At 59.4% G+C, this 15,305-nt stretch carries 12 protein-coding genes; 7 read left to right on the forward strand and 5 right to left on the reverse strand.

Annotated features, from left to right (window positions below; translation table 11 throughout):
- Positions 1 to 34: 34 nt before the first annotated feature.
- From acnD to AC07VR_RS05115, 4 genes are all read right to left on the reverse strand, one after another.
- Positions 35 to 2,629, reverse strand: coding sequence for a Fe/S-dependent 2-methylisocitrate dehydratase AcnD (acnD, locus tag AC07VR_RS05100; RefSeq protein WP_495010618.1), 2,595 nt, complete (start codon positions 2,627 to 2,629; stop codon positions 35 to 37).
- Positions 2,630 to 2,838: 209 nt separating this feature from the next.
- Positions 2,839 to 3,966 carry a bifunctional 2-methylcitrate synthase/citrate synthase gene (gene prpC, locus AC07VR_RS05105; RefSeq protein ID WP_495010619.1) on the reverse strand — a complete coding sequence of 376 codons (1,128 nt, stop codon included), beginning with the start codon at positions 3,964 to 3,966 and terminating at the stop codon, positions 2,839 to 2,841.
- Positions 3,967 to 4,181: 215 nt separating this feature from the next.
- Positions 4,182 to 5,072, reverse strand: a complete 891-nt coding sequence (prpB, locus tag AC07VR_RS05110) for a methylisocitrate lyase (protein WP_494992400.1) — start codon at positions 5,070 to 5,072, stop codon at positions 4,182 to 4,184.
- Positions 5,069 to 5,791: a GntR family transcriptional regulator gene (locus tag AC07VR_RS05115; protein WP_494992401.1), complete on the reverse strand. Its 723-nt coding sequence runs from the start codon at positions 5,789 to 5,791 to the stop codon at positions 5,069 to 5,071. Before AC07VR_RS05115 ends, prpB begins: the two co-directional genes overlap by 4 nt.
- Positions 5,792 to 6,069: 278 nt before the next feature.
- Here AC07VR_RS05115 and rloA point away from each other — a divergent pair, with 278 nt between their 5' ends.
- The 4 genes from rloA (at position 6,070) to pabB (ending at position 10,660) form a co-directional block, all read left to right on the forward strand.
- Complete coding sequence (rloA, locus tag AC07VR_RS05120) at positions 6,070 to 6,606, forward strand: retropepsin-like aspartic peptidase RloA (RefSeq protein WP_494992402.1); 537 nt, start codon at positions 6,070 to 6,072, stop codon at positions 6,604 to 6,606.
- A 5-nt stretch (positions 6,607 to 6,611) separates the two neighbouring features.
- The gene (gene rloB, locus AC07VR_RS05125) at positions 6,612 to 8,144 is read left to right on the forward strand and encodes an osmotic stress tolerance membrane protein RloB (protein WP_494992403.1); all 1,533 of its coding nucleotides are present in this window, start codon (positions 6,612 to 6,614) and stop codon (positions 8,142 to 8,144) included.
- Positions 8,144 to 9,172, forward strand: a complete 1,029-nt coding sequence (locus AC07VR_RS05130; RefSeq protein ID WP_494992404.1) for an alpha-L-glutamate ligase-like protein — start codon at positions 8,144 to 8,146, stop codon at positions 9,170 to 9,172. The genes rloB and AC07VR_RS05130 overlap by 1 nt, the downstream gene beginning before the upstream one ends.
- Before the next feature lie 144 nt (positions 9,173 to 9,316).
- Positions 9,317 to 10,660 (forward strand): aminodeoxychorismate synthase component I, encoded by a 1,344-nt coding sequence (gene pabB, locus AC07VR_RS05135; RefSeq protein ID WP_494992478.1) that lies wholly within the window; start codon positions 9,317 to 9,319, stop codon positions 10,658 to 10,660.
- Positions 10,661 to 10,798: 138 nt separating this feature from the next.
- On the opposite strand, the gene thrH is transcribed toward pabB, so the two are convergent.
- Entirely contained in the window at positions 10,799 to 11,416 is a 618-nt protein-coding gene (thrH, locus tag AC07VR_RS05140; RefSeq protein ID WP_495010620.1) for a bifunctional phosphoserine phosphatase/homoserine phosphotransferase ThrH, read from the reverse strand.
- 175 nt (positions 11,417 to 11,591) lie between these two features.
- Between thrH and AC07VR_RS05145 the strand changes: the two genes are divergently transcribed.
- From AC07VR_RS05145 to AC07VR_RS05155, 3 genes are all read left to right on the forward strand, one after another.
- A complete protein-coding gene (locus tag AC07VR_RS05145; RefSeq protein ID WP_494992406.1) occupies positions 11,592 to 12,326 on the forward strand; it encodes a phosphoadenylyl-sulfate reductase in 735 nt (244 codons plus the stop codon).
- Positions 12,327 to 12,887: 561 nt separating this feature from the next.
- Positions 12,888 to 14,438 carry an NCS1 family nucleobase:cation symporter-1 gene (locus AC07VR_RS05150; RefSeq protein ID WP_495010621.1) on the forward strand — a complete coding sequence of 517 codons (1,551 nt, stop codon included), beginning with the start codon at positions 12,888 to 12,890 and terminating at the stop codon, positions 14,436 to 14,438.
- A gap of 57 nt (positions 14,439 to 14,495) precedes the next feature.
- Positions 14,496 to 15,224 (forward strand): aspartate/glutamate racemase family protein, encoded by a 729-nt coding sequence (locus AC07VR_RS05155; protein ID WP_494992408.1) that lies wholly within the window; start codon positions 14,496 to 14,498, stop codon positions 15,222 to 15,224.
- The last annotated feature ends 81 nt before the right edge of the window (positions 15,225 to 15,305 follow it).

Here is a 15,305-nt window from a genome sequence, read left to right on the forward strand (position 1 = left end):
GCGGGACTTCGACGTCCCGCTCCAGCTCGTCGTATTAGACGGCAACCGCCGACTCGAGGAAGTCCTGGGCGAAACGTTGCAGCACACCACCGGCCTCGTAGATCGAGACTTCTTCGGCGGTATCGAGGCGACAGGTGACCGGCACCTCGAGACACTCACCGTTCTTGCGGTTAATCAGCAGGGTTAGCGTGGCACGCGGGGTACGCTCGCCGATCACGTCGAAGGTTTCGCTGCCGTCGATACCCAGGGTCTTGCGATCTACGCCCGGTTTGAATTCCAGCGGCAGCACACCCATGCCGACCAGGTTGGTACGGTGGATGCGCTCGAAACCTTCGGCGGCGATGGCTTCCACGCCGGCCAGACGCACGCCCTTGGCCGCCCAGTCACGGGAAGAACCCTGACCGTAATCGGCGCCGGCGATGATGATCAGCGGCTGCTTGCGCTCCATGTAGGTCTCGATGGCTTCCCACATGCGCATGACCTTGCCTTCCGGTTCGACGCGAGCCAGGGAACCCTGTTTGACCGCTCCGTTTTCCTTCACCATTTCGTTGAACAGTTTCGGATTGGCGAAGGTTGCGCGTTGCGCGGTCAAGTGATCGCCACGGTGGGTGGCGTAGGAGTTGAAGTCCTCCTCCGGCAGGCCCATTTTCGCCAGGTACTCACCGGCGGCGCTGTCGAGCATGATCGCGTTGGACGGCGACAGGTGATCGGTAGTGATGTTATCCGGCAGCACGGCCAATGGACGCATGCCCTTGAGCGGACGCTCACCGGCCAGCGCACCTTCCCAGTACGGCGGACGGCGGATGTAGGTGCTCATCTCGCGCCAGTCGTACAGCGGCTCGACCTTGGGACCTGTGTCTTCGTGAATCGCGAACATCGGGATATACACCTTGCGGAACTGCTCCGGCTTGACCGACGCCTTGACCACCGCATCGATCTCTTCGTCGCTGGGCCAGATGTCTTTGAGGCGGATTTCCTTGCCATCGGCGGTCAGGCCCAGCACGTCTTTTTCGATGTCAAAACGGATGGTCCCGGCAATGGCGTAAGCCACCACCAGCGGAGGCGAAGCGAGGAACGCCTGCTTGGCGTAGGGGTGAATACGCCCGTCGAAGTTGCGGTTACCCGACAACACGGCGGTGGCGTACAAATCGCGGTCGATGATCTCTTGCTGGATCACCGGGTCCAGCGCGCCAGACATGCCGTTGCAGGTAGTGCAGGCGAACGCCACCACGCCGAATCCCAGTTGCTCCAGCTCTTGAGTCAGGCCAGCTTCGTCCAGGTACAGCGCAACGGTCTTGGAACCCGGGGCGAGAGACGACTTGACCCACGGCTTGCGGGTCAGCCCCAGCTTGTTGGCGTTACGCGCCATCAGGCCGGCGGCGATGACGTTGCGCGGGTTGCTGGTGTTGGTGCAGCTGGTGATGGCGGCAATGATCACCGCGCCATCGGGCATCTGCCCCGGCACATCGTCCCACTGACCGGCAATGCCCTTGGCCGCGAGGTCCGTGGTGGCCACCCGCGCATGGGGATTGCTCGGACCGGCCATATTGCGCACCACCGAAGACAGATCGAAGCGCAGCCCACGCTCATATTGCGCCTGCTTCAGGCTGTCGGCCCAAAGACCGGTCTGTTTGGCGTAGAGCTCTACCAGTTGCACCTGCTGGTCTTCACGGCCGGTGAGTTTCAGGTAGTCGATGGTTTGCTGGTCGATGTAGAACATCGCCGCGGTGGCACCGTATTCCGGGGCCATGTTGGAAATGGTCGCGCGGTCGCCCAAGGTCAGCGCCGAAGCGCCTTCGCCGAAGAATTCCAGCCATGCACCGACGACTTTTTGTTTACGCAAGAACTCAGTCAGCGCCAGCACCATGTCGGTGGCGGTGATGCCCGGTTGCAGCTTGCCCGTCAGCTCGACGCCGACACTTTCCGGCAGGCGCATCCACGAGGCGCGGCCGAGCATCACGCTCTCGGCTTCCAGGCCACCGACGCCGATGGCGATCACCCCAAGGGCATCCACGTGCGGGGTGTGGCTGTCGGTGCCGACGCAGGTATCCGGGAACGCCACGCCGTCGCGCACCTGAATCACCGGAGACATTTTCTCCAGATTGATCTGGTGCATGATCCCGTTGCCCGGCGGAATCACGTCAACGTTCTTGAACGCCTTTTTGGTCCAGTTGATGAAGTGGAAACGGTCTTCGTTGCGTCGGTCTTCGATCGCACGGTTCTTGGTGAACGCGTCCGGGTCGAAGCCACCGCACTCCACAGCCAGCGAGTGATCGACGATCAGCTGGGTCGGCACCACCGGGTTGACCAAGGCCGGGTCGCCACCTTGCAGGGCGATGGCATCACGCAAGCCGGCGAGGTCGACCAGCGCGGTCTGGCCGAGAATGTCATGACACACCACACGGGCCGGGAACCACGGGAAGTCCAGATCGCGCTTGCGTTCGATGAGCTGCTTCAGGGAGTCGGTGAGGGTCGCAGGATCGCAGCGACGCACCAGGTTCTCGGCCAGCACACGGGAGGTGTAAGGCAGTGTGTCGTAGGCACCGGGCTGGATGCCGTCGACAGCCGCGCGGACGTCGAAGTAATCCAGATGGCTGCCGGGCAGCGGTTTGCGAAATTCAGTGTTCATGGGCGTCAGGACTCGATCACGGTAGTTTCAAAGGGAGGCGCCTGGCACCGGGCTTGAAATGAACGCGATCCACTGTAGGAGCGAGCTTGCTCGCGATGACGGACTGACATTCAACATTGATGTCGACAGTTACACCGCTATCGCGAGCAAGCTCGGCTCCTACACAGGGCTCTTCGTTTCATTCAGCAACCGACGCCGATGCCCACCGGTCAGCGTTGCTCGATTGGCACGAACTTGCGCTGTTCGACGCCGACGTACTCGGCACTCGGGCGGATGATGCGGTTGTGGGCGCGCTGCTCGAACACGTGAGCGGCCCAGCCGGTCAGGCGTGAGCAGACAAAAATCGGCGTGAACAACTTGGTCGGGATGCCCATGAAGTGGTACGTCGAGGCATGGTAGAAGTCGGCGTTGGGGAACAGTTTCTTTTGCTCCCACATGGTCTTGTCGATGGCTTCAGAGACCGGGAACAACACCTTGTCGCCCACTTCGTCGGCGAGCTTTTTCGACCAGCCCTTGATCACTTCATTACGCGGGTCGTTGTCTTTATAGATCGCGTGACCAAAACCCATGATCTTGTCTTTGCGCTCGAGCATGCCGAGGGTCCCCTTGATCGCCTCTTCGGGAGACTTGAAGCGCTCGATCATTTCCATTGCCGCTTCGTTGGCGCCGCCGTGCAGCGGGCCGCGCAAGGAGCCGATGGCCGCGGTGATGCAGGAATACAGGTCGGACAAGGTCGACGCGCAGACTCGAGCGGTAAAGGTTGATGCGTTGAACTCGTGTTCCGCGTAAAGGATCAGCGAAACGTTCATGACCTTGACGTGCAACTCGCTCGGCTTCTTATCGTGCAGCAAGTGCAGGAAATGCCCGCCGATGGATTCTTCATCGGTCACGCAGTTAATGCGTTTGCCGTCGTGGCTGAAGCGATACCAGTAGCACATGATCGCCGGGAACGCGGCCAGCAGCCGGTCGGTGGCATCATGTTGTTCAGAGAAGTCTTTCTCCGGTTCGATGTTGCCCAGGAACGAGCATCCGGTGCGCATCACGTCCATCGGGTGAACGTCCGCCGGAATGCGCTCGAGCACCTCCTTCAGCGCTTGCGGCAGGTCACGCAGTTTGCTCAGTTTGCTGATGTAGGCCGCCAGCTGCGCCTTGGTCGGCAGCTCGCCGTACAGCAGCAGGTAGGCCACTTCTTCGAACTGTGCGTCGGCGGCCAGTTCGCGAACGTCATAGCCGCGATAGGTCAGGCCCGCGCCCTCCAGTCCCACGGTGGACAATGCGGTTTGCCCGGCCACCTGGCCCCGTAGCCCGGCGCCACTCAATACTTTTGCTTCGGCCATTGCTTTCTCCAATCTTGAATTTGTTAGGGAATCGGCACGTTTCTAAACGGCTATCTCACTTTCGTAGCAGCTGTCGAGCCTGCGAGGCTGCGTCCGGCTGCGCAGCAGTCGTAAACCCCGACGACGCGGTTCATCTGGAAAACTGCGTCGTCTGACTGGCGAGTCCTTCGGCCTCGAACGCAGCCTCGCGGGCTCGGCAGCTGCTACGGGTCCTACTATTTCTTCGACGCAAACAACGCATCAAGCTTCTGCTCGAAAACGTGGTAATCGATGGCGTCGTACAGCTCCATACGGGTTTGCATAGTGTCGATGACGTTCTGCTGCGTGCCGTCGCGGCGAATGGCGGTGTAGACGTTTTCTGCCGCCTTGTTCATGGCACGGAATGCCGACAGCGGGTACAGCACCAGCGAAACATCGGCGGCTTTCAATTGCTCGACGGTGTACAGCGGCGTCGCGCCGAATTCCGTGATATTGGCCAGAATCGGCGCTTTCACGCGGCTGGCAAACAGCTTGTACATTTCAAGTTCGGTAATGGCTTCCGGGAAAACCATATCGGCGCCGGCCTCGATGCAGGCTGCAGCGCGATCGAGCGCCGACTCCAGGCCTTCCACCGCCAGTGCATCGGTACGCGCCATGATGACGAAGCTGTCATCGGTGCGCGCATCGACGGCGGCCTTGATGCGGTCGACCATTTCCTGCTGGGAAACGATTTCCTTGTTCGGACGGTGGCCGCAGCGCTTGGCGCCGACCTGGTCTTCGATGTGAATCGCCGCGGCGCCGAACTTGATCATCGACTTGACGGTACGCGCCACGTTGAACGCCGAGGAGCCGAAACCGGTGTCCACGTCCACCAGCAGCGGCAGGTCGCAGACGTCAGTGATCCGGCGTACGTCGGTCAACACGTCATCCAGACCGGTAATGCCCAGGTCCGGCACACCGAGGGAGCCGGCAGCCACCCCGCCACCGGACAGGTAGATCGCCTTGAAACCGGCGCGCTTGGCCAGCAAGGCGTGGTTGGCGTTGATCGCGCCGACCACTTGCAGCGGCTGTTCACTGGCGACCGCATCGCGGAAACGCTGGCCTGGAGTGCTCTTGTTGGAACTCATGACTCACCTCGTGGAGTGGCTGTCTGGTTGGCGCTGTCCTGGTAATGACGCGCGATATTGCGTTTGGAAGCGCCGATGTGGCGGCGCATCAACAACTCGGCCAGTTCACCGTCGCGATCAGCAATCGCGTCGAGAATCCGGTGATGTTCGGCGAACGCCTGGCGCGGGCGGTTAGGCGTAGCGGAAAACTGTATGCGGTACATGCGAACCAGCTGGTACAGCTCACCGCAGAGCATCTGGGTCAGGGTGCGGTTGCCCGCGCCCTGAATGATCCGGTAGTGAAAATCGAAATCGCCTTCCTGCTGGTAATAACCGACACCGGCCTGGAACGCCGCATCGCGCTCATGGGTCTCGAGAACCCGGCGCAGCTCGTCGATTTCTTCGACGCTCATGCGCTCGGCGGCCAGACGACAGGCCATGCCTTCCAGGGATTCGCGGATTTCATAGAGTTCGATCAACTCGGCATGACTGAGGGAAACCACCCGCGCGCCGACATGGGGAATACGCACCAGCAGCCGCTGCCCTTCCAGACGGTGGATCGCCTCACGCAATGGCCCGCGGCTGATGCCATAGGTACGCGCCAGCTCCGGCTCGGAAATCTTGCTGCCCGGGGCGATATCGCCTTTGACGATGGCCGCCTGGATACGCCGGAAGACATTCTCGGAGAGGGTCTCCGAATCATCCTGCATCAGAACTGGGGGATCGAGTTGATCCAGCATATTGTCGACACCTTTAAATCCAATGCGACAAAAACTAGCTAATTACCTACAAACAGTCAAAGGAAAAATAGGTATTGTCGACAATCGTCTAATAACCATCTGCACCATAACGATGCAGAACCCCTGCCTATAGCCAACCTGGAGCGCTGGCGCCATAAAACCAGCATGCTAGAATGCCGCCCGCATTTGCCTGTCATCTTTTTATGCCAGGCACACGAGGTTGCGCAGCAATGCCAGTCGCCTTGAACCGAAGATCGCATTGCGACGCTCCAGGATTTATGAGACTCAAGCCCTTCCCTACATTGCTTTGCCTACTCTGCCTGCCCGGTGTGAGCGCTGCCGCCGAGAAAACCGTTTATGGCCTGAATGAATACGCAAAGCTTGCCGGGATCGATCTGGAAGTCGCGGCCAAACTCGACACAGGCGCCAAAACCGCCTCCCTCAGTGCTCGCGATATCAAACGTTTCAAACGTAACGGCGAGTCCTGGGTACGCTTCTACCTGGCCATTGACACCGCCCACTCACACCCGATTGAACGTCCACTGGCGCGGGTCAGCAAGATCAAGCGCCGCGCGGGCGACTACGATCCCTATGAAGACAAGACCTACACCGCCCGCCCGGTGATTGCCCTGGATATCTGCATGGGCAGCGCTTTGCGCAGTATTGAAGTTAACCTGACCGACCGAAGTGCATTCCAATACCCGCTTTTGATCGGATCCGAAGCGCTCAAGCGCTTTGATGCGCTGGTCGACCCCAGTCTCAAATACGCTGCTGGCAAACCCGCCTGCGCCGCCGACGCTCATACCGCAGAGTAATTTCAATGCGCGCTCTTACCCTCCATCTGAAAATCCTGATCGCCATCCTGGTGGTGCTGGGTATTTCAGTCACGGCCTACCAGATTTTCGTGCTCGGCATTCCCGTGACCGAAGACGCCACCGACGACTTGTGGAACATCGATGCCAAGGTTCAGTTCGTCGCCAGTGCCAAGGACCCGATCAAGATTCAGATGTTCGTGCCACCACTGAGCCGCGACTACGTCAGCCTCAACGAGAGCTTTATCTCCAATAACTACGGCGTGGCCGTCAACCGCGTCGACGGCAACCGCAAGGTCACCTGGTCCGCCCGTCGCGCCAAGGGCAATCAGACCCTCTACTACCGCCTGGTGCTGACCAAGCGCTACAGCGGTGAAAAATCCAAGATCAAAGGCCCGACTTTCCGCGACAGTATCCCGGTCGAAGGCCCGGAAAAAATCGCAGCTGAAGCCCTGCTCGCCCCGATTCGCCAGCACTCGGCGGACGTCGAAACCTTCATCGGCGAAGCCATCAAACGTGTCAACAACCTCAATGACGACAACGTCAAACTGCTGCTGGGTGGCGATCCGTCGACGCCGCACAAGGCAAAGATCGTCGAGCTGTTGCTGTCTATCGCCCATGTACCGATGGAAAAAGTCCACACCATTCGCCTGGTGGCGGACCAGCCGCAAACTCCGGAACTGTGGCTGCGCAGCTTCAACGGCACCGACTGGCTGTACTTCAACCCGGATACCGGCGAGCAAGGCCTGCCCACCGACCGCTTGCTGTGGTGGACCGGTGATGACAACCTGATTACCGTCGATGGCGGCAAGAAAGCCACCGTCACCTTCAGCATGAACAACAGCGAAATGAACGCCATACGCCTGGCCAAGCTGACCGACGAAAACTCCGACGCCAACTTCCTCGGATATTCGCTCTACGGTCTGCCGCTGCAAACCCAGCAGACGTTCATGGTCATGGTGATGATCCCGATCGGCGTGCTGGTGATTCTGATCCTGCGCAACCTGATCGGCCTGCAGACCCTGGGCACATTCACCCCGGTACTGATTGCCCTGGCCTTTCGCGAGACGCAGCTGGGCTTCGGTATCGTGCTGTTCACCATCATCACCGCGCTGGGCTTGTCGCTACGCTCGTACCTTGAACACTTGAAACTGCAAATGCTGCCCAGGCTGTCGGTGGTACTGACCTTTGTCGTGGTGCTGATCGCTGCGATCAGCCTCTTCAGCCACAAACTGGGCCTGGAACGCGGCCTGTCGGTAGCGTTGTTCCCGATGGTGATTCTGACCATGACCATCGAACGCCTGTCGATCACCTGGGAAGAGCGTGGTGCCGGCCATGCGATGAAAGTCGCCATTGGTACGCTGTTCGCCGCCTCCCTGGCACACCTGATCATGAGCGTGCCGGAGCTGATCTACTTCGTGTTCACCTTCCCGGCGATTCTGTTCATTATGGTGGGCTTCATGCTGGCCATGGGGCGCTATCGTGGCTACCGCCTCACCGAGCTGGTGCGGTTCAAAGCCTTCCTCAAGGCTGATTCGTAATGTTTGGCCTCTGGAAGACCTGGAAGGCCCTGCAAGCCCGGGGTGTCATGGGGATCAATCGGCGTAACGCAGACTACGTGCTCAAGTACAACAAGCGCAGCCTGTACCCGATTGTCGATGACAAAATCATCACCAAGGAACGTGCGATCAAGGCCGGCATTCAGGTGCCGGAAATGTACGGAGTGATCTCCACCGAAAAGGAAATCGACAAGCTCGACGAGATCATCGGCGGGCGCAGCGACTTCGTCATCAAGCCGGCCCAGGGGGCTGGCGGTGACGGCATCCTGGTGATCGCCGACCGCTTCGAGGGCCGCTATCGCACGGTGTCCGGGAAAATCATCACCCATGAGGAAATCGAACATCAGATTTCCAGCATTCTGACTGGCCTGTATTCCCTGGGCGGTCATCGTGATCGGGCATTGATCGAATACCGCGTAACCCCGGACCAGATCTTCAAAAGTATCAGCTACGAAGGCGTGCCCGATATCCGCGTCATCGTACTGATGGGCTATCCGGTGATGGCCATGTTGCGCCTGCCAACCCGTCAGTCGAATGGCAAGGCCAACCTGCACCAGGGCGCCATCGGCGTCGGTGTCGACATGGCCACCGGCCTGACCCTGCGCGGTACCTGGCTGAACAGCATCATCGCCAAACACCCGGACACCAACAATGCGGTGGACGGCGTGCAGCTGCCTTATTGGGACGGCTTCATGAAGCTGGCGGCCGGTTGCCATGAACTCTGCGGACTGGGCTATATCGGCGTCGATATGGTGCTGGACCAGGAAAAAGGCCCGTTGATTCTCGAACTCAACGCCCGCCCCGGCCTGAACATCCAGATTGCCAACGATTGCGGCCTGACCCTGCGCACCCATGCCGTGGAAGCGCGCCTGGAAGAACTCAAGGCCAGAGGCATCAAGGAAACGCCGGAGGAACGTGTGCGCTTTGCTCAACAACTGTTCGGACATGTACCAGCGGTTGAAGCGCACAACGAGCACTCCTCACACAAGGTCAGGGAATACACCCCGTGACCGCAACCCTGTAGGCGCTGCCGAAGGACGCGGCTACAGCGTTCTTGCGACGTAAAAAGTGCCATCCCCCGACATCCCCTCTAGGAGCAAATCCTGCAGGGGACTACAATCGCCAGCCGCGCACCGATGACTGATCTGCCCCGCATGTTGACCTGCTCCGTACACCCGCTCCCTTATCGCGCCAACCCCGCCGAGTATTTCGCGGCGATTCGGCATGCCCCCGGCGCCGTGCTGCTCGACAGCGGTCGCCCGAGCGCCGAACGCGGACGCTATGACCTGCTCAGTGCCTGGCCGCTGGAGCAGCTAACGGTATTACCGGACGAAAGCGGTGCCCATTTCCTGCAACGGCTACGAAACAACCTGACCCGCCTTGGCAACGCTGCGCTGCCGCAACCGTATCAACTGCCCTTCGTCGGCGGCCTGATCGGCTACCTCAGCTACGACTTTGGCCGCCATCTGGAAACCCTGCCGAACCAGGCCCGCGATGACTTGCGGTTACCCGATGCGCACCTGGGTCTGTACAACTGGGCGTTGATCAGCGATCACTTGTCGGGCACCAGCCAACTGGTGTTTCACCCAAGCCTGGCCGATACAGAACGTCAGCGCCTGATCGAGCTGTTCAGCCAGCCAGCGCACTCGACACCCGAAGCCTTCACGCTAAACGGTCCGATGAGCCCTGACCTCAGTCCCGGCGACTATCAGCAAGCTTTCCTGCGCATCCAGCATTACATTCAGGCCGGCGACTGTTATCAGGTCAACTTTGCCCAACGCTTCCGCGCGCGATGCCAGGGCGACCCGTGGACGGCGTACTGCGCGCTGCGGGCAGCGTGCCCGACGCCCTTCTCCGGTTTCCAGAGCCTGCCCGACGGCGGCGCGGTGCTGAGCCTGTCTCCGGAACGCTTCGTGAAAGTCAGTGACGGCCACGTGGAAACCCGTCCGATCAAAGGCACCCGGCCGCGCGGCAAGGACGCTTTTGAAGACGCGGCCAATGCCACCGAGCTGCTGGCCAGCGCCAAGGATCGTGCGGAAAACCTGATGATCGTCGACCTGCTGCGCAACGATCTGGGCCGCACCTGCCGTATCGGCTCGGTGCGGGTGCCGGAGTTGTTCAGCCTGGAAAGCTACCCGAACGTGCATCACCTGGTCAGCAGCGTCACCGGCGAGTTGGCGGATGATAAAGATGCCCTGGACCTGATCGCCGGCAGTTTCCCCGGCGGCTCGATCACCGGCGCACCGAAAATCCGGGCGATGCAAATCATCGACGAGCTGGAACCGACCCGGCGCGGGTTATATTGCGGCTCGTTGCTGTATCTGGATGTACGCGGGGAAATGGACAGTTCTATCGCCATCCGCAGCTTGCTGGTCAAGGATGAGCAAGTCTGCTGCTGGGGCGGTGGCGGAATCGTCGCGGACTCGGACTGGCAGGCCGAATATCAGGAGTCCATCACCAAGGTGAAGGTGCTGCTGGAAACCTTGCAGGGATTGTGACAGTCGATCGTTCCCATGCTCTGCGTGGGAATGCAGTCTGTGACGCTCTGCGTCACTGTCGAAGCGGACGCAGAGCGTCCAGTGAGGCATTCCCACGCGGAGCGTGGGAACGATCAACACTCAACACCTGCCATCCGATTACAGGCTCAACTCCCGACTCGAAGCTTTCAAGAACTCCTGCTTGAGCTCGGCAAAGGTGTGCACTGCCGGAAACTGCGGGAACTCGCGAATCACGTTTTCCGGCGCATGAAACAGAATCCCTGCGTCGGCCTCGCCCAGCATCGTGGTGTCGTTGTATGAATCACCGGCCGCGATCACTCGGTAGTACAGGCTCTTGAACGCCAGCACCGACTGGCGCTTGGGGTCTTTCTGGCGCAGTTGATAGCCGATTACCCGATCCGTTTCGTCAGTGATCAACCGATGGCAAAGCAGCGTCGGGAAACCCAGTTGACGCATCAGCGGCTGGGAGAACTCATAGAAAGTGTCCGAAAGAATCACCACCTGAAACCGCTCGCGCAGCCAGTTGACGAACTCAATGGCACCGTCCAGCGGCTTGAGGGTCGCGATCACTTCCTGGATATCGGACAGCTTCAAGCCGTGCTCATCAAGAATTCGCAGGCGCTGCTTCATCAGCACGTCGTAATCGGGAATATCCCGAGTGGTTGCCTTGAGGGATTCAATACCGGTTTTTTCGGCAAAGGCGATCCAGATTTCCGGGACCAGCACACCTTCCAGGTCGAGACAGGCAATTTCCACAAGACACTCCCATTTGTATTGATTATTGAGTCGAGGCGAGTAAAAGGACAGCCGAACTCTAGCGACTCGCTCTGACCGACGCAACGCAGAGGAGCGAGCCAGCCACCACAGGTTTTTGTTACCATCGCCAGTATATAGAGCGCTTAGCGCCACCGACCTGTAGGAAACCACCCTGATGAGCCAATCATTCGACGTCGCTGAACTCGCTGCAACCTATGCCAACAAGTCCGCCCAGGACATTCTTAAACTGGCCTTCGCCCAGTTCGGCGACGACTTGTGGATTTCCTTCAGCGGCGCGGAAGACGTGGTGCTGGTGGACATGGCCTGGAAGCTGAACAAAAACGTCAAGGTCTTCAGCCTGGACACCGGTCGTCTGCATCCGGAAACCTACCGGTTCATCGAGCAGGTTCGCGAGCACTACAAGATCCAGATCGAGCTGGTATCGCCGGATCAAAGCAAGCTTGAACCCTTCGTGAAGGAAAAAGGCCTGTTCAGCTTCTACAAGGATGGTCATGGCGAATGCTGCGGCATCCGCAAGATCGAACCACTGCGCCGCAAACTTTCCACCGTCAGCGCCTGGGCTACCGGCCAACGCCGCGACCAGAGCCCCGGCACCCGCAGCCAGGTTGCCGTGCTGGAAATCGACAGTGCCTTCTCCACTCCTGAACGTACCCTCTACAAATTCAACCCGCTGGCACAAATGACCAGTGAAGAGATCTGGGGTTACATCCGCATGCTTGAGCTGCCTTACAACAGCCTGCACGAACGCGGTTTTATCAGCATCGGCTGCGAGCCGTGCACCCGCCCTGTCCTGCCGAACCAACACGAGCGCGAAGGCCGCTGGTGGTGGGAAGAAGCCACGCAGAAAGAATGCGGGCTGCACGCCGGGAATATCATCAGCAAAGCGTAAAGATCGCAACCTGCGGCAGCTCCTGGTGATGTACACACATCCAGTGCAGGAGCTGGCGAAAGCTCGGGCCGCGTTCGGTCGATCTTTTGATGTCCAGCCAGTCAAGACCTGTCCCGCGAAAAACATGTGTACAAGAATGTCACCATAGGTGCCATTTCCGTGTGCACTTTACCTGTCAGCGCCCCAAAAAGTTACATCCTCCCTTCTGAGCTACTGCTCGCCTGTGCAAGCCTGGACACCCTCAAAAAATAAATACCTGTTCAATCAGTCAATTAATATTGATTTTATTTCAGTTACTTACCTTCAAAATATATAAAAACGAAATTAAACACAGAATTCATAGACAGAAATCTGGCATAGAAGTGGCTTAAGAAGACTTGTGTTTTGTATACAATAACCTCAAAACATACACACACTTTATATCCGCACACCTGCCACGGTTAATTCTCCGTCAGGCTGCAGATGCCCAGAACCCAGTGATTCCCGGAACCGTCGGCGAAGATTGCCGAGCCTTGCGCTCATGCACAGTCACCGTCAACCCGGGATCAGGAGCCTGCCGGAATGCGTACAAGCCTCTCTAATAACATCGCACTGGATTTGCCCTCCTCCACCCACAACCACTCTCAATCCAACACCAGTCAAACACTTGGAGCGACGCCACCGCTGAGCCTAAGCCCACGACTGCACAACAAGGACCTGGCACCCACCAAAATCGAAGGCCGACGCTGGGGTCGTTACAGCATCTTTGCGTTGTGGACCAATGACGTGCACAACATCGCCAACTACTCCTTCGCCATCGGCCTGTACGCCCTGGGCCTGGGCGGTTGGCAAATTCTGCTGTCGCTGGGGATTGGCGCGGCGCTGGTGTACTTCTTCATGAACCTGTCCGGCTACATGGGCCAGAAGACCGGCGTGCCATTCCCGGTCATCAGCCGGATCAGTTTCGGTATCCATGGCGCACAAATTCCGGCGCTGATCCGCGCCGTCATCGCCATTGCCTGGTTCGGTATCCAGACGTACCTTGCCTCCGTGGTGTTTCGCGTGCTGCTGACCGCAGTCCACCCAGGCTTTGCCGAGTACGATCACAACTCGATCCTCGGGTTGTCGAGCCTGGGCTGGGTATGTTTCGTGACGATCTGGTTCGTGCAACTGGCGATTCTCGCCTACGGCATGGAGATGGTTCGGCGCTATGAAGCGTTTGCCGGGCCGGTGATTCTGCTGACCGTCGCCGCCCTGGCGGCGTGGATGTACACCCAGGCCAATGCGACCATCGCCTGGTCGATCCGCGAACCACTGACCGGGGCCCAGATGTGGCGCAACATTTTCGCCGGCGGCGCCTTGTGGCTGTCGATCTACGGCACGCTGATCCTCAACTTCTGCGATTTCGCCCGCTCTTCACCGTGCCGCAAGACCATCAAGGTCGGCAACTTCTGGGGCCTTCCGGTGAATATTCTGGTGTTCGCCAGCATCACCGTGCTGCTTTGCGGTGCGCAGTTCCAGATCAACGGACGGATCATCGAAAGCCCGACCGAAATCATCGCCTCGATTCCCAATACGTTTTTTCTGGTACTCGGCTGCCTGGCATTCCTGATCGTCACCGTGGCAGTGAACATCATGGCCAACTTCGTCGCCCCCGCCTTCGTCCTCAGCAACCTGGCGCCCAAGTACCTGAACTTTCGCCGCGCCGGGTTGATCAGCGCGACCATTGCGGTGCTGATCCTGCCGTGGAATCTCTATAACAGCCCGCTGGTGATCGTGTACTTCCTGTCCGGGCTCGGCGCGCTGTTGGGGCCCCTGTACGGGGTGATCATGGTCGACTACTGGCTGGTGCGCAAAGGCCAGGTCAATGTGCCCGAGCTCTACAGCGAAGATCCAAAGGGCGCTTATTACTACAGCGCCGGTGTGAATTTGCGGGCCGTTGCAGCCTTTGTTCCTGCGGCGCTGATTGCCATCACCCTGGCACTGGTTCCGGGCTTTGCCAGCGTATCGCCGTTCTCCTGGCTGTTTGGCGCCGGTATCGCAGGTATTCTTTATCTGATCATCGCCAAGCGGCAACCGCACTACGCGGATGTCAGCGGTGAAGCCATTGCGGTTGAAAACGTCAGCCACTAACTCCAGTGCGGCCCGTTCAACCCGGGCCGTCAAATGACTCTGCTATAAGGACAACCCATGCGAATTCTTGTGGTCAACGTCAACACCACCGAGTCCATCACCCAGGCCATCGCCAGACAGGCGCAAGCTGTGGCCTCGCCCGGCACTGAAATCATCGGTCTGACGCCCTTTTTCGGCGCAGAGTCCATCGAAGGCAATTTCGAAAGCTATCTGGCCGCGATCGCCGTCATGGACCGCGTGCTGTCATACGACCAACCCTATGACGCGGTGATCCAGGCCGGCTACGGGGAGCATGGCCGTGAAGGTCTGCAGGAGTTGCTCAACGTGCCAGTGGTGGACATCACCGATGCAGGCGCGAGCACCGCAATGTTTCTTGGCCACGCCTATTCGGTGGTCACCACACTGGACCGCACCGTGCCGCTGATCGAGGACCGCCTCAAGCTTTCCGGCCTTTATGAACGCTGCGCGTCGGTTCGAGCCAGTGGCCTGGCGGTGCTGGAACTGGAAGAAGACCCAGAGCGCGCTATGGAGGCCATCGTCCGCCAGGCGGAGTTGGCGGTGAGTGAGGACAAGGCTGAAGTGATCTGTCTGGGTTGTGGCGGTATGGCCGGGCTGGATGAACACATTCGTCGGCGTACCGGCGTGCCAGTGGTGGATGGGGTGAGCGCGGCGGTGACCATTGCTGAATCGCTGGTGCGATTGGGGCTTTCCACGTCCAAGGTGCGGACCTATGCCACGCCTCGGCCGAAGACCATTATTGGTTGGCCAGGGCGGTTTGGGCGCTGAGTTTGCCTGAAGAGCGCGTTATCGTTCATCGCGAGCAAGCTCGCTCCTACAAGGCAGCATTTGCGTAGTTCATCGCGAGCA

The sequence above is a fragment of the Pseudomonas sp. GW821-FHT02H09 genome (assembly GCF_059421425.1).

What these genes read in the sequence shown, in the direction of transcription:
- acnD (WP_495010618.1), bottom strand. Translation starts at nt 2,629, where the DNA reads ATGAACACTGAATTTCGCAAACCGCTGCCCGGCAGCCATCTGGATTAC.
- prpC (WP_495010619.1), bottom strand. Translation starts at nt 3,966, where the DNA reads ATGGCCGAAGCAAAAGTATTGAGTGGCGCCGGGCTACGGGGCCAGGTG.
- prpB (WP_494992400.1), bottom strand. Translation starts at nt 5,072, where the DNA reads ATGAGTTCCAACAAGAGCACTCCAGGCCAGCGTTTCCGCGATGCGGTC.
- AC07VR_RS05115 (WP_494992401.1), bottom strand. Translation starts at nt 5,791, where the DNA reads ATGCTGGATCAACTCGATCCCCCAGTTCTGATGCAGGATGATTCGGAG.
- rloA (WP_494992402.1), top strand. Translation starts at nt 6,070, where the DNA reads ATGAGACTCAAGCCCTTCCCTACATTGCTTTGCCTACTCTGCCTGCCC.
- rloB (WP_494992403.1), top strand. Translation starts at nt 6,612, where the DNA reads ATGCGCGCTCTTACCCTCCATCTGAAAATCCTGATCGCCATCCTGGTG.
- AC07VR_RS05130 (WP_494992404.1), top strand. Translation starts at nt 8,144, where the DNA reads ATGTTTGGCCTCTGGAAGACCTGGAAGGCCCTGCAAGCCCGGGGTGTC.
- pabB (WP_494992478.1), top strand. Translation starts at nt 9,317, where the DNA reads ATGTTGACCTGCTCCGTACACCCGCTCCCTTATCGCGCCAACCCCGCC.
- AC07VR_RS05145 (WP_494992406.1), top strand. Translation starts at nt 11,592, where the DNA reads ATGAGCCAATCATTCGACGTCGCTGAACTCGCTGCAACCTATGCCAAC.
- AC07VR_RS05150 (WP_495010621.1), top strand. Translation starts at nt 12,888, where the DNA reads ATGCGTACAAGCCTCTCTAATAACATCGCACTGGATTTGCCCTCCTCC.
- AC07VR_RS05155 (WP_494992408.1), top strand. Translation starts at nt 14,496, where the DNA reads ATGCGAATTCTTGTGGTCAACGTCAACACCACCGAGTCCATCACCCAG.